This is a genomic window from Rhodanobacter aciditrophus (genome assembly GCF_050026795.1).
Lineage (GTDB): Bacteria > Pseudomonadota > Gammaproteobacteria > Xanthomonadales > Rhodanobacteraceae > Rhodanobacter_A.
Genome location: NZ_JALBWP010000012.1, coordinates 611450 through 624571 on the forward strand (window position 1 = coordinate 611450; position 13122 = coordinate 624571).

Below are 13122 nucleotides of genomic sequence, written 5' to 3' on the forward strand. Positions count from 1 at the left end.
ACGTCATTTTGTGACGCATTGGGCGCCTCGCGCGCCGCGTGCCCCGTATCCTCGCGCCGTTGCCGCGCCCTCGCGGTGCCAGCAGACGAGGATTCCATGCAACTGCTCAGCCCGGCCATCGCCTTCCTGCGCGCGTACCAGCTCACCCGCCAGTTGCGCGAGATCGAGCGCAGCGTGCGCGCCCTGCCCCAGCGCAGCCGCGCCCAGCTGAGCCTGCTGGCGCTGCGCGAGATCGGCCAGGCCGCGCGCAGCGAGTACCCGCACCTGTACGGCACGCCGCCGGAGGCGCGTTACCTGCCCTGGGGCCACGGCACCGACGCCGGCTACGAACGGGCGCGCTCGGACAATCCCGAGGTGGCGCTGCGCGGCATCGCGCTGTGGCTGGCCGTGGCCTACCACGAAACCAAGCATTCGCCGCAGGACCGGTTGTTGCCGCAACACCGCCAGGTGCTGCAGCTGCTGCAGGAGCTCAAGCGCCTGCATCGCCCCGCCGACCCGGTCAAGGAGTGGATGCGCGCCGGCGCCACCGCCTGAGCGGGCTCTCGCCACCGGAATTCAGCGGCACTCCGGCACCTTCAGCACCTGCCCTGCTGCGATGCGGTGATGCCGCAGGTGGTTCATCTCCGCGATCTGCTGCACGCTGGAGCAGCGCAGCTTGCGCACGATGCCGACCAGGGTGTCGCCACGGCGCACCTTGTAGTGACGCACCCCGGCCGACTCAGCGGGGTGCGGCGGCGGATCGGCCACCACCGGCGCGACCGCGTTGTGCAGGTCGGCGGCGAGGATCGGCCACGGCCCGTCCACGCAGCGCGAGGCGTAGGGTTTCTCCAGCAGCTTCGGCACCTGCAACGTGGCGCCGGCCGGCTGTTCCTGTTGTGGGTCGAGCCGCGGGTTGAGGTTGCGCAAGGTGCGGAACCAGCCCTCCTCCATGCCGCCGGCCGAACCCAGGCACACGGTGAGCTCGTCGAGCGAGGCCGGCCGCTTCAGCGTGATGCTGCCGGGCACGCCGCCGATCCGCGGGAAGCGCAGGTTGTAGCTGTCCGGATGCAGGAACAGCCACGCCGCCGCCAGCACCGCCGGCACGTAGTCGCGGGTCTCCTGTGCGAGCTGACCGTAGATGCGCGGGTCGTAGAAGCTCACCGAGGTGTCGTCGCCCACCAGCCGGCGCATGCGCCCTTCGCCGGCGTTGTAGGCGGCGAGCGTCAGTTCCAGGTTGTCGTTGAACACCTTGAGCTGCTCGTTCATGTACTCGGCGTTCGCGCGCGCCGATGCGGCCGGATCGAAGCGCAGATCGAAACCGTTGAAGTTGGTGAGGCCGAAGCGCAAGCCGGTGGCGTACATGAACTGCAGCGGGCCGGCCGCGCCGGAGCGCGACACCGCGTGCACCTTGCCGCCGGATTCCTTGGCCATGATGCCGAACAGCAGCGCCTCGGGCAGGTCGGCGTTCCGGTATGCCGGCCACATTTCGCTGCGCAGGTACTGGTAGTTGATCCAGGCGTCGATCAGGTTGGGCCGCCACTGGGTCAGCCACATCTGCAGCGCGGTCTTCACCGCACCGTTCATCGCGATCAGCTGGGAGAGCTTCTGGCCATGCAGCAGGGTCACGCTGCGCTGCGCCTCGGGCAGTGCGGCGGCGCCGCGCTGGTCCAGCGCCATGCCGGTCTGCGGCTCGTCGGCCGGGCTTTCGTCGCCGATGAAGCTGCCATCCTTGAGGCGCAGCATGTGGTCGTAGGCGGAGAAGAAGCGCTGCGGGTCGCAGCCGGCCGTGTTGCCGCATTGCACGGAGGCGTTCTTCAGCGTGTCCAGCGCCTGGCCCAGGGTCTTCTGGCCCGCGGCGTTGTCGCCCGCGCGGACCTGCTGCAACGCGGTCTGGTAGCCCAGCGTGGCCTGGTCGAGTTGCGTATACAGCGCAGCCACCGTTGCCGGCGGCCTGGTGCCCCCCGCCCCTGCGCAGGCGGCCAGCAGGCCGAGCGCCGCTGCCAGCGGCGCGAGGCGCAGGAATCGAATCGCACGAACAGACCGCATGAGCAGAACCACCCGACCAAAAGCGGACACCATAGCCCGCGTCACCCGCGGACTCAATGAACCGGCACGCATCCGCCTCTCGCTACAATCGGAATCGACCCCAACGAAGGGAATCCCATGACCGACATCCTGATCGGCCGCAACGAGCACGCCACGGTCGCCCTCGACCCGCGCTACGGCAACCGCCACGGCATGATCGCCGGCGCGACCGGCACCGGCAAATCGGTGTCGCTGATGGTGCTGGCCGAAGGTTTCTCGAAACTGGGCGTACCCTGTTTCCTCGCCGACGCCAAGGGCGATCTCGCGGGCCTGGCGACGGCCGCGGACGAACCGGGCGACAAGCTCAAGGCGCGCCTGCAGAAGCTCCAGCTCGCCGACTGGAAACCGCAGGCCAACCCGGTGATCTTCTGGGATCTCTACGGCAAGCTCGGCCACCCGGTGCGTGCCACCGTGAGCGAGATGGGCCCTGCCCTGCTCGGCCGCGTGCTGGAACTCAACGACACCCAGCAGGGCGTGCTGGAGATCGTGTTCAAGCTGGCTGACGACAATGGCTGGCTGCTGCTGGACCTGGACGACCTGCGGTCCCTGCTCGCCTTCGCCGCGGACAACAGCAAGGACATCTCCGCGCATTACGGCCTGATCAGCAAGGCCAGCCTGGCCGCGGTGCAGCGCGCCCTGCTGCAGCTGGAGCAGGACGGCGCCAACGCGTTCTTCGGCGAGCCAGCGCTGGAGCTGGCCGACCTGATGCGCCAGGACATGAGCGGCCGCGGCGTCATCAGCGTGCTGGCCGCCGACCAGCTGATCCTCAAGCCCCGGCTCTACTCCACCTTCCTGCTGTGGCTGCTGTCCGAGTTGTTCGAGCAGTTGCCCGAGGTGGGCGACCTCGACCAGCCGAAGCTGGTGTTCTTCTTCGACGAGGCGCACCTGTTGTTCGACGACGCGCCGCCCGCCCTGCAGCAGCGCGTGGAACAGGTGGTGCGGCTGATCCGCTCCAAGGGCGTGGGCGTGTACTTCTGCTCGCAGAACCCCGACGACGTGCCCGCCAGCATCCTGGGCCAGCTCGGCAACCGCGTGCAGCACGCGCTGCGTGCGTTCACCCCGCGCGACCAGAAGGCAGTGAAGGCGGCCGCCGAGACCTTCGCGCCCAACCCGAAGCTCGACGTCGCCGCCGCGATCGGCCAGCTCGGCGTGGGCGAGGCGCTGGCCTCCACCCTGCGCGACGGCGGCGTGCCCACGCCGGTGGAACAGGTACTGGTGACCACGCCGTGCTGCCGCATCGGGGCGATCACCGACGCCGAGCGCGCCGCCGTGCGCCAGCGCTCGCCGGTGGGTGGCAAATACGACACGCCGGTCAACCGCGAATCCGCCGCCGAAATGCTCGCCCGGCGCGCGAACGAGAAGGCTGCCGATGCCGCTGCCGTCGCCGCCGGTGCGGCGGCGAAGGACGGCGGCGATTCGGCCTGGAGCGGCGCCGTGCACGACGCGCTGTTCGGCACCGGACGCCGCCAGGGCATGATCGAGACCATGGGCAAGCAGATGGTGCGCACCATGGGCAGCCAGCTCGGCCGGCAGATCCTGCGCGGCGTGCTGGGCGGCATCTTCGGCGGCAGGCGCTGAGCGGGAGCAGGCCCTGATGCCGCGCATCGAAGTGGTGCCTGCCGGCACGCCGTTCGGCGAGCGTCTCGTCGCCGGCTTCGGCTATCCGCTGCGCGGCGCCGGGCTGGCCACCTGCACCGCACTGGTGCTGGCGCATTACGCGGGCCTGCTGCCCGGCATCGGCACGCTGGCCAGCCTGCTGGTGTGGGCCGCCACCTGGCGCTACGCCGCCGACTGCCTGCTGCACACCGCCCACGGCTACGCCGACCCGCCGAACGTGGGCAGCGAGGGCAACGACGCCAGCGGCTGGGGGCTCACTGCCGTGCACCTGGTGCTGGTCGCGCTGTGCGTGCTGGCGGTGGCGTTCTTCCCGGACGCGCTGTGGCCGGTGCTGGTGGTGGCTGCGCTGGCACTGCCGGCGGTGGACATGTCGCTGGCCTTCGACGGCAACCTCCCGCTGGCGCTCAACCCGCTGAACTGGATGCGGGTGATCAACACGTTCGGCGCGGTCTACCTGGTGCCGGTGGCGATCAACCTCGTGCTCGGCCTGCTGGTCCTGCTGGCCTCGCTCACCTCCGCCCTGCTGCCGCGCATCCTGGCATTGCCGCTGTTCGCGTTCGCCTACACCTACCTGATCGTGCTGGCCTTCCACCTGATGGGCGCGCTGATCCACCTGCACCACGCCCGCCTCGGCCTGATGCCCGAGGCACCGGAGCTGGCCAGGGCCGCCGGCCAGGACGAGGACAGCCGCCTGCTCGACGAGGCGCGCGCGCTGGCGGCGGACGAACCGGTCGCCGCGCTGCATCGGCTCGCCCAACGCCTGCGCCAGCGCAGCGCCCCTGCGCCGGTGCACCAGTTCTACCGCGAGCTGCTGCGCCGCCAGGGCCTGCGCGACGACCTGCTGGTGCACGGCCAGATCTGGATCGCCGCGCTGATCGCGCAGGGCGAAGCGCGCCGCGCACTGGGCGTGCTGCAGGATTGCTGCGGCATCGACCCCGCCTTCGTGCCCGACGATCCGCGCACCTGCGGCGAACTGGCGGACCTCGCCGACCGCCTGGGCATGACGCACCTCGCCATCCACCTCGGCCGCGGCTACCTCGCGCGCTGGCCGCGCGATCCGCAGACGCCGCGCTACGGCCTGCTCGTCGCGCGCCAGCTCGGCGCCCACGCGGAGCGCCGCGCCGAGGCCATCGTGCTGCTGGAACGCCTCGCCGCCGCCTGGCCCGACCACCCGCAGCGCCGCGACATCGTCGCCCTGCAGCGGCAACTGGCGGGTGGCGCATGAAGGTGTCGAACGTCGCGGCCGCGACCGCCCTCGCCGGCATGGCCTCCTTCCTCGCCACCAGTGCCGCGGCACAGTGCCTGCGCCCCGATCTCGACTGGGTGCGCGTGCCGAACAGCTTCTATCTGATCGGGCCGTGGGGCGGCATGGTGCGCGCGGGCTACTACGCGATGGCGCTGGCCCTCGTGCTGCTTGGCGCCGGCGCGTACCAGGCGCTTTCGCGCGAGGCGCGCAGCGGGGCGCCGCTGCTGCTGTTCGCGACAGGCGGCGTCGCGCTGGCCATCACCGCGCTCGCCCGCACCGACACCTGGAACAACCCGCCCACGCTGCACGGCTACGTGCATGGCGTGGCCGCGCAGACCGCGTTCCTGTGCACGGCCACGGCGATGCTGCTGCAGTCCGCCCGGCTGCGCGGTGACGCGCGCTGGCGTCGCTGGTTCCGGCCCGCGTTCGCGTACGCCGCGCTGTGCTTTGCGCTGCTGTGGGTGCAGGCGTTCTGGCGCGCGCTGCCGCGCGGCCTCGGCCAGAAGGCGCTGATCGTGCTGATGCTGGGCTGGCTGCTGGCCGCGGCGTGGCGGCTGCTGCGCGGCCCGGGCTGCGACGGGGCCGGCGCATGAGCCGCTGGCGCCCACCCTCGCCCGGCTCCACGGCGATCATCACCCGCGCCGGCTTCGAGAAGCTCAAGGCCGAACTCGACCATCTCTGGCACACCCTGCGCCCCGAGGTGGTGAGGGCGCTGGCCGCTGCCGCGGCCGAAGGCGACCGCTCGGAAAACGCCGAGTACACCTACCGCAAGAAGCAGCTCGGCGAGATCGACCGCCGCGTGCGCTACCTCAGCAAGCGCATCCCCGCGCTCAAGGTGGCCGAGGGCCTACCCGCGGACCGCGAAGCGGTGTTCTTCGGCGCCAGCATCACGCTGGAAAACCTCGTCACTGGCGAAGAAGTGCACTACCGCATCGTCGGTCCCGACGAGACCGACGCCAGGCTCGGCTGGATCAGCATCGACTCGCCGCTCGCGCGCGCGGTGCTGAAGAAGCGCATCGACGACGAGTTCGAGGCGGAGCTGCCGGGTGGACGCACGCGCTTCCTCATCGTCGAGGTCGACTACCAGGTGTGCGCAAAGTGACGGCGCGTGCCGTGAAACCGGCAGCGTTCGCGGCGATCGATTTCCGCTGCCCGCCGTAGTCCTCAGTTGATGATCTCGCCCATGCCTGTTTCGATCCGGTTTCTCAATTGCCGGATGAATTCCGCGTCGTAGGATCCCCAGCTTTCAAGTTCGCCAATGATCTTCAACGGGTGTTCGCTCCGGTACGACCGTGTCGGATTGCCCGGGAATTTCTTGTTCGTGACGTTGGGGTCGTCTGCAAAGCTTCCCGTGGGCACCACGACATAAACCCGTGGCCGGCCGTCGCCTCTGGCCATCTCCGCAGCGAGACCGGCCCCCTTCGGCAGGCTTGTGAAATAGACATGGTTCATCACGACGCTATCGTCGTAGTTGGACCTGAAACCCGCGATCAGCAGATCACCGACCGACAGGCTTGCTTTGGTCCCGTGGTAGAACGGACCAGCCACCAGATCGCAATTCCCGGGGGAAACCGCAACCCATTCGTCGTTGCGCATCGTCCTGGTCGCCTCTCGCATCCTGTCCCATCGACAGGGCGGCGATTCTAGTTTTCGCCGCGAGCCTTGCTGCAAGTCCCCGCGGACGGTATAAATTCATGGTGGGAGGTGCGGTGCGCCTCCTTTCTTTTTTGACGCCGCGCACCTCTCGTGACCGCCGGGATGCGCCCATGCCCATGAGCGGCATATCCACGTGACGCGACGCGGGGCCACGAAGGCGCGTCGATCTTGACGCAGCACCCGTCCGGATCGCGAACCGGCGCTCCAGGATTCCCGTCGCCGGATTCAGGGCCGGCTCCGACCCGTCCGCATCCAGTGTCTGCCCGAAGTAGCCGCGCGCAAGGGGCGCGCGGACTGACCGACCAGATGCGGACACCACGCCGCGCTGCAGGCCCGGTCGCCACGCCTATGATGGCCGGGTGGGCTGCAAGGGCTCGCACCCGCCGCCGTGTCAATCCGCCTGGCGCGCCAGCGCCGCCGCCAGCGCCAGGTATTCCTCGCCCTTTTCCAAGCCGGCGATGAAGCGTTCCGGAATCGCCTCCAGTCCGCCGATGGCGCCGCACAGGGCGCCGACGAGCATGGCACGCGCCTGGTTCTGGCCGCCCGCGTTCACCGCGTTCAGCACGCCCTGCTCCACGTCGCCCTGGAAACGCGCCGCGAGGTAGTAGGCCGCGGGGAACTGGTGATACACCGCGCACGGCAGGCCGTAGACCAGGCCCACCTTCGAGGCCGGCTCGATCGCGACGCCGGGATCGTGCGCCGCCCGCGCCACGGACGACACCGTGAGCAAGGCATCGGGCGAGGCGAACTGGCCCGCCTGCAGGGGCGCCTCCGCCCCCTGTGGCACATCCAGCGCGCCGCTGGTCACCGTGTGGAACGGCAGCTCGCCGGACTTCACCATGCCCATCAGGCGACCGGACAAGTCGCCGTCCAGCGCCACGCCGTTCACCAGCTGCCCCAGCACCGCGGCGAACGCCAGCGTCATCGCGCCTACCGTGGGGTCGCGCTGGGTGAGTGCCACGTTGCTGCCCACATGCCGCGCCAGCCGCGCCGGCTCGCCTGCGTAACGCAGCGCGATCGCCAGCACCCGCTCCGCCGCCTCGGTGTTGTCCACCAGGCCCGCCACCTGTCCCCACGGCAGGCCCGCGCGGCGCTTGCGCCACGCCTCGCGGATCGACTGGCTGGTGTAGCCGCCCGGCCCCGCCATCGGCGTGCCGTCCAGCAACGGGAACAGCTCGTCATCCATGCGCGTGCAGAAATCCGCCTCGTCGTAGCCGCCGCGATCCACCAGCGAACGCGCGGTCAGCGCCAGGATGAAGCCGGCCTGCGACGACGCGCCGGCCGGCAATCCCTCGTGATAGCGCCCCGGCTTTGGCGCCGTGTAGTCGCTGATCCAGTCGCCGTAGTCGCGCCGGAGCGCATCGAGGTCGTAGTACCAGTGCGGCCCCAGGGCCAACGCATCGCCGATGAAGGCACCCATCAGGGCGCCCTGGATACGGCTTTTTCTCGAAATGGAAGATGGCGTTTGCGGCATGTCGGTGGGCCTGCGATGCGACGACGGCAAGTCATCGTACGCCTGATTCATCACCGTGCCGCGCAGGTTGCCGTCCCACCGGCCTCGCTGCGCAGTTCAAGCGCCGCGGGATAGCGGCGCCCCGCCCGCGCCGGCAGGAAGCACGGCGCTTCGGCGAAGAACGTTTCGCGCCCGTTGTCGGCATGCCAGCCGGGCACGCCGGCCAGCGGCAGGGGCCGCAGCTCCAGTGGATCGCACAGCAGCTGGCCGGCATGGATCGCCCGCGCGCTGGCGTGGATGACCGGCGCGGTCGAGACATCGGGACCCGCCACCACCAGCGCCTTGCCCACCAGCAACTGCGCAGGCGTCAGCGCGTGTTCCAGCAGGGCGTGGCCGAACAGCTCGACGCGGATGCGGCCGTCCAGCCAGGCCGCGCGTTCGCGCCAGAACAGGCCGTGCCAGTCGTGCGCATCCCACAGCGGGAGCAGCGACGGATCGCGCAGCGCCACCACCACGCCGGCTTCGTCGAAGTGGGTGAGCGCGTATTGGGCGCGCGAGCGTTGCCTGGTGCCCATGTGCGCGATCTCGGCCATCTGCCGCGCGTTGAGGGCGCGCTTCAGGGCGGCATGGCGCAGCCAGACCAGCGCGTTGAACAGGTCGTGCCAGTTGTGTTCGCGGGTGGCAATCTCGCCGCGTTCGGCGATGCGCTGTTCGTAGTGCAGGCCGTCGGCCAGCAGTGCGCGATTTTGCGCCACGAAGCGTTCGCGCATGCCGTCGGGACGAGCGGCGTTGAGCGCCTCGATGTCGGGCCAGTCGCCGCTTTCGACCAGGCCGGCGTACTCGCGCCATGCCGCCAGCGGCATCCGCCCGAACACCTGCGGATCGACCGCATCGCGGACAGGCGCGATGTATTTCATGCGCCCGTCCATGGGCGCGGCATCCCGCTGCTCGTCATGGCACGCGCTCCAGGCTTCGCATCGACGCCAGCAGCGGCCATCCCTGGCCGCACTCTCAAATGATTTTCAACGCGGGATGCGCCAGGCGCGCATGCAGGTCGTGCTCGCTCGCCGCCTCGACCACCACGTCGACGAACTGGCCGGGCTTGAGGCCCTGCCCATCGGCGATCAGCACGCTGCCGTCGATCTCCGGCGCGTCGGCGGCGGAGCGGGCCACGGCGCCCTCGGCGTTCGCCTCGTCCACCAGCACCTTGAGCGTGCGGCCGATCTTGCGCTGCAGCTTGGCGGCGGAGATTTCCGCCTGCACGGCCATGAACTGTTCGAGGCGGTCTTCCTTCAGCTCCTCGGAAACCGCGCCAGGCAGCTCATTGGCCCTGGCACCTTCCACCGGCGAATAGGCGAACGCGCCCACGCGGTCGAGCTCGGCCTCGCGCAGGAAGTCCAGCAGCTCTTCGAACTCCGCGTCGGTTTCGCCGGGGAAGCCGACGATGAAGGTGCTGCGCAGAGTGAGGTCGGGCACCAGCTTGCGCCAGTTGCGGATGCGCTCCAGCGTCTTGTCGATGTTGCCGGGGCGCTTCATCAGTTTCAGGATGCGCGGGCTGGCGTGCTGGAACGGGATGTCCAGGTACGGCAGGACCTTCCCTGCCGCCATCAGCGGCATCACCTCGTCCACATGCGGATACGGGTAGACGTAGTGCAGGCGCGTCCACGCACCCAGCTCGGCCAGGCCCTCGCACAGTTCGGTCATGCGCGTGCGCCAGGCCTTGCCGCGCCACTCGCGCTCGGCATACTTCAGGTCCACGCCGTAGGCGCTGGTGTCCTGCGAGATCACCAGCAGCTCCTTCACGCCGCCCTTGACCAGCTTCTCGGCCTCCAGCAGCACCTCGTCGACCGGGCGCGAGACGAGGTCACCGCGCATCGACGGGATGATGCAGAAGCTGCAGCGGTGGTTGCAGCCTTCGGAGATCTTGAGGTACGCGTAGTGCTTGGGGGTGAGCTTGACGCCGGTGTCCGGCACGATGTCGAGGAACTTGTTGCGCCTGGGCGGCAGCGCCTCGTGCACGGCGTGCATCACGCTGGCGTAGTCCTGCGGGCCGCTGATCGAGAGCACGTCGGGGTAGGCCTCGCGGATCAGCTCGGCGCGCTTGCCGAGGCAGCCGGTGACGATCACCTTGCCGTTCTCGTTGAGCGCGGTGCCGATCGAGTCCAGCGACTCCTGCACCGCGGCGTCGATGAAGCCGCAGGTGTTCACAACCACCGCATCGGCCTCGCCGTAGCTGGGCACGATCTCGTAGCCCTCGACCTTGAGCTGGGTGAGGATGCGCTCGGAATCCACCAGCGCCTTGGGGCAGCCAAGGCTGACGAAACCGATCTTCTGCGTGGCCTGTGACATGGCGGCGGCAACCGAGGGGCAAAGGGGAACGGTGGATTATACGGATATGCAGCCGGGGCCGAGACTTCGGCCACGAACCCGCCGTTCCGGCGCAGGCGGGTTTCCTGAAGGCAGGTGTCTGCCCTCCAGTGGCGGCATGACCCGGACTGGCGCGATCGCCACTGGGTTTCGGCGCGCGCCGTAACGACGACCCGGGCATCGCGCCTTCACCCGCCGCCAGCACGCGCGCGGGCTAGAATCCCCGCACCGCCGCACTGGAGACGCCCGCCATGGGCCAGCACATCAACATCCCCACCTCGCGCACCCAGTGCATCGGCGGTTACCTCGCCAAGCCCGAGGGCGAGCCGAAAGGCGGCATCGTGGTGGTGCAGGAGATCTTCGGCGTCACCGAACACATCCGCGGCGTGGCCGACCGCTTCGCCGCCGCCGGTTACACCGCGATCGCGCCCGCCTTCTTCGACCATCTCGAAGCCTGGCTCGAACTGGACTACGACGAGGTGGGCATGGCGCGCGGCAAGGCGCTGGTGTCCGAGCTGGGCCTGGACCGGCCGCTGGAGGACGTGGCCAGCGCCGCCGAGGCGATCGCCTCGTCCGGCAAGATCGGCGTGGTGGGCTACTGCTGGGGTGGCACCGTGGCACTGCTCGCGGCGCTGCGCCTGGGCCTGCCTGCGGTGAGCTACTACGGCGCGCGCAACCTGTCCTTCCTCGGCGAGAAGCCGAAGGCGCCGGTGATGTTCCACTTCGGCGAGCACGACACCTCGATCCCGGCGGAGGCGGTGGCGAAGCACCGCGAGCTGCTGCCGCAGATGGAGGTGTACACCTATCCCGGCGCGGGCCATGCGTTCAACCGTGACGTGCCGGGCGACAAGCATTACCACGAGGCCAGCGCGAAGCTGGCCTGGGAGCGCACGCTCGCGTTCTTCGACCGGCAGCTGGCCGGCGCATGAGCGAGGCCGGTTTCGCGACCGATCCGCGGCTGCAGGCCGACACCCGCCACGTCGCCACGCTGCCGCTGTGCGACCTGCGGCTGATGGACGACGCCCGCTACCCGTGGCTGGTGCTGGTGCCGCGCCGCGCGAGGATGGTGGAGATCGCCGACCTCGCCGAGGCCGACCAGCAGCAGCTGTGGCGCGAAGCGAACCAGGCCGCCGCCGCGCTGCGCGCCGTGGCGCCCTGCGACAAGCTCAACTTCGGCGCGCTGGGCAATATCGTCCACCAGCTGCACCTGCACGTGGTGGCGCGCACGCAAGGCGACGCGGCCTGGCCCGGCCCGGTCTGGGGCAGCGGCGCCGCCGTGCCGTACGCCACCGGGACACTGGCCGCGCGGCTGGCTGCGCTGCGGCAAAGGCTCGAAGAACAGGATAGTGCGGCCATGGATGGCCGCCCGTTTGACCCTCGCGATCAAGGATGATCGCAAGAGCAAAGCAAAAGCCCGCGGATCGCTCCGCGGGCTTTTCGCCGGACCGGGTGGCGCGCCTACCGCTGCTGCTGCGCGGCCTGGTCCATCGAATCGCAGCCCGCGGCGGTCTTGCACTGCTGGCCGTCGTCTATCTTCACCGGCGCGTGGTGATCCTGCAGCTTGCGCGCCTTGGTGTTGATCGCGTTGATCTCGGTGAGCTGGCCGCCGTTGTCGTAGTACACGGTGAAGCCGTAGTCGATCGCCATGCGCGCCATGTACTGCAGGTGCACCTTGCGGATCTTGGAATCGTCGCTGGGCAGCAGCAGCACCGTCTTGGGCAGCTTGCCGGTGTCCTTGAGGTAGGCGAAGTGGCTGCCGGTGTCCAGCGCCGACAGCACCGCGCCGTCGACCACGAACTGGCCTTCCTTGTAGGCCTCGACGGTGGCGTCGAACTTGCCCTTCCACTGGGCGGTGCTCGCCGCGCCCTTGGTGCCGCCGCCGAACATGTGGCAGCCGCCCAGCAGGAACGCACTGCCAAGCACCAGCGCGGCCGCGGTGCGGGTCAACAGGGTGGAAAGACGGGTCATCGGGATCTCCTGCGCGAAGCGGTCGTGATGGCCCTGCGAGTGTAGCGCCGGGCCGCATGCGTGACGGCCGCAGCACGCGGCCGTGGGGTGCCTGTTCAGGTACGCGGCAGGGTCACGCCCTGCTGGCCCTGGTACTTGCCGCCGCGGTCGCGGTAGCTGGTTTCGCAGGGCTCGTCGGATTCGAAGAACAGCATCTGCGCCACGCCCTCGTTGGCGTAGATCTTCGCCGGCAGCGGCGTGGTGTTGGAGAACTCCAGCGTCACGTGGCCCTCCCACTCCGGCTCCAGCGGCGTCACGTTGACGATGATGCCGCAGCGCGCATACGTGCTCTTGCCCAGGCACACCACCAGCACGTCGCGCGGGATGCGGAAATATTCGACGGTGCGCGCCAGCGCGAAGGAGTTCGGCGGGATGATGCACACGTCCGACACGATGTCCACGAAGCTGTTCGGGTCGAACGCTTTCGGGTCGACGATGGTGGAATTGATGTTGGTGAACACCTTGAACTCGCGCGCGCAGCGCACGTCGTAGCCGTAGCTGGAGGTGCCCCAGGACACCGCGCGGCTGCCGTCCTCGCGCAGCTTCATCTGGCCCGGCTCGAACGGCTCGATCATGCCGTGGCCCTCGGCCATGCGGCGGATCCACTTGTCGGACTTGATGCTCACATGCGCTCCGCGGTCGTGGAGCCCGGCCGGGCCGGGCGAAAGCGGCAAAAATACATGGTCGGGGCGCCTGCGCGCCAGCACGGCGG

General features: G+C 69.7%; 14 protein-coding genes. 7 read left to right on the forward strand and 7 right to left on the reverse strand.

Annotation, left to right across the window (positions count from 1 at the left end; genetic code table 11):
- The first annotated feature begins 96 nt into the window (after positions 1-96).
- Entirely contained in the window at positions 97-534 is a 438-nt protein-coding gene (locus ACQGNW_RS15930; protein ID WP_426664207.1) for a hypothetical protein, read from the forward strand.
- Between the two features lie 21 nt (positions 535-555).
- Here the strand turns inward: ACQGNW_RS15930 and ACQGNW_RS15935 are convergent, their stop codons facing one another.
- Positions 556-2025, reverse strand: a complete 1470-nt coding sequence (locus ACQGNW_RS15935) for a transglycosylase SLT domain-containing protein (protein ID WP_426664208.1) — start codon at positions 2023-2025, stop codon at positions 556-558.
- Between the two features lie 117 nt (positions 2026-2142).
- On the opposite strand from ACQGNW_RS15935, the gene ACQGNW_RS15940 reads away from it, so the two are divergent.
- Genes ACQGNW_RS15940 through greB form a run of 4 tightly spaced genes read left to right on the forward strand, consistent with a single transcriptional unit; the run spans position 2143 to position 6029 of the window.
- Positions 2143-3642, forward strand: coding sequence for a helicase HerA-like domain-containing protein (locus ACQGNW_RS15940; RefSeq protein ID WP_426664209.1), 1500 nt, complete (start codon positions 2143-2145; stop codon positions 3640-3642).
- 16 nt (positions 3643-3658) lie between these two features.
- Positions 3659-4906, forward strand: coding sequence for a tetratricopeptide repeat protein (locus ACQGNW_RS15945; RefSeq protein ID WP_426664211.1), 1248 nt, complete (start codon positions 3659-3661; stop codon positions 4904-4906).
- The gene (locus ACQGNW_RS15950; protein ID WP_426664212.1) at positions 4903-5520 is read left to right on the forward strand and encodes a DUF998 domain-containing protein; all 618 of its coding nucleotides are present in this window, start codon (positions 4903-4905) and stop codon (positions 5518-5520) included. Before ACQGNW_RS15945 ends, ACQGNW_RS15950 begins: the two co-directional genes overlap by 4 nt.
- Positions 5517-6029, forward strand: coding sequence for a transcription elongation factor GreB (gene greB, locus ACQGNW_RS15955; RefSeq protein ID WP_426664213.1), 513 nt, complete (start codon positions 5517-5519; stop codon positions 6027-6029). The genes ACQGNW_RS15950 and greB overlap by 4 nt, the downstream gene beginning before the upstream one ends.
- A gap of 62 nt (positions 6030-6091) precedes the next feature.
- Here greB and arr read toward each other — a convergent pair whose 3' ends face one another.
- The 4 genes from arr to rimO form a co-directional block, all read right to left on the reverse strand.
- Positions 6092-6523: an NAD(+)--rifampin ADP-ribosyltransferase gene (gene arr, locus ACQGNW_RS15960; protein WP_426664214.1), complete on the reverse strand. Its 432-nt coding sequence runs from the start codon at positions 6521-6523 to the stop codon at positions 6092-6094.
- A gap of 451 nt (positions 6524-6974) precedes the next feature.
- The gene (locus tag ACQGNW_RS15965) at positions 6975-8003 is read right to left on the reverse strand and encodes an ADP-ribosylglycohydrolase family protein (protein WP_426664216.1); all 1029 of its coding nucleotides are present in this window, start codon (positions 8001-8003) and stop codon (positions 6975-6977) included.
- A gap of 104 nt (positions 8004-8107) precedes the next feature.
- Positions 8108-8953 carry a DUF3025 domain-containing protein gene (locus ACQGNW_RS15970; protein ID WP_426664217.1) on the reverse strand — a complete coding sequence of 282 codons (846 nt, stop codon included), beginning with the start codon at positions 8951-8953 and terminating at the stop codon, positions 8108-8110.
- A 94-nt stretch (positions 8954-9047) separates the two neighbouring features.
- The gene (gene rimO, locus ACQGNW_RS15975) at positions 9048-10385 is read right to left on the reverse strand and encodes a 30S ribosomal protein S12 methylthiotransferase RimO (protein ID WP_426664218.1); all 1338 of its coding nucleotides are present in this window, start codon (positions 10383-10385) and stop codon (positions 9048-9050) included.
- A 269-nt stretch (positions 10386-10654) separates the two neighbouring features.
- Here rimO and ACQGNW_RS15980 point away from each other — a divergent pair, with 269 nt between their 5' ends.
- Complete coding sequence (locus tag ACQGNW_RS15980; RefSeq protein ID WP_426664220.1) at positions 10655-11332, forward strand: dienelactone hydrolase family protein; 678 nt, start codon at positions 10655-10657, stop codon at positions 11330-11332.
- Positions 11329-11796, forward strand: coding sequence for an HIT domain-containing protein (locus ACQGNW_RS15985; RefSeq protein ID WP_426664222.1), 468 nt, complete (start codon positions 11329-11331; stop codon positions 11794-11796). Before ACQGNW_RS15980 ends, ACQGNW_RS15985 begins: the two co-directional genes overlap by 4 nt.
- 65 nt (positions 11797-11861) lie before the next feature.
- Here the strand turns inward: ACQGNW_RS15985 and ACQGNW_RS15990 are convergent, their stop codons facing one another.
- On the reverse strand, positions 11862-12371 hold the full coding sequence (locus ACQGNW_RS15990) for a hypothetical protein (RefSeq protein ID WP_426664223.1): 510 nt from the start codon (positions 12369-12371) through the stop codon (positions 11862-11864).
- A gap of 95 nt (positions 12372-12466) precedes the next feature.
- Positions 12467-13036: a dCTP deaminase gene (gene dcd / locus ACQGNW_RS15995; RefSeq protein ID WP_426664224.1), complete on the reverse strand. Its 570-nt coding sequence runs from the start codon at positions 13034-13036 to the stop codon at positions 12467-12469.
- Between the last annotated feature and the right edge of the window lie 86 nt (positions 13037-13122).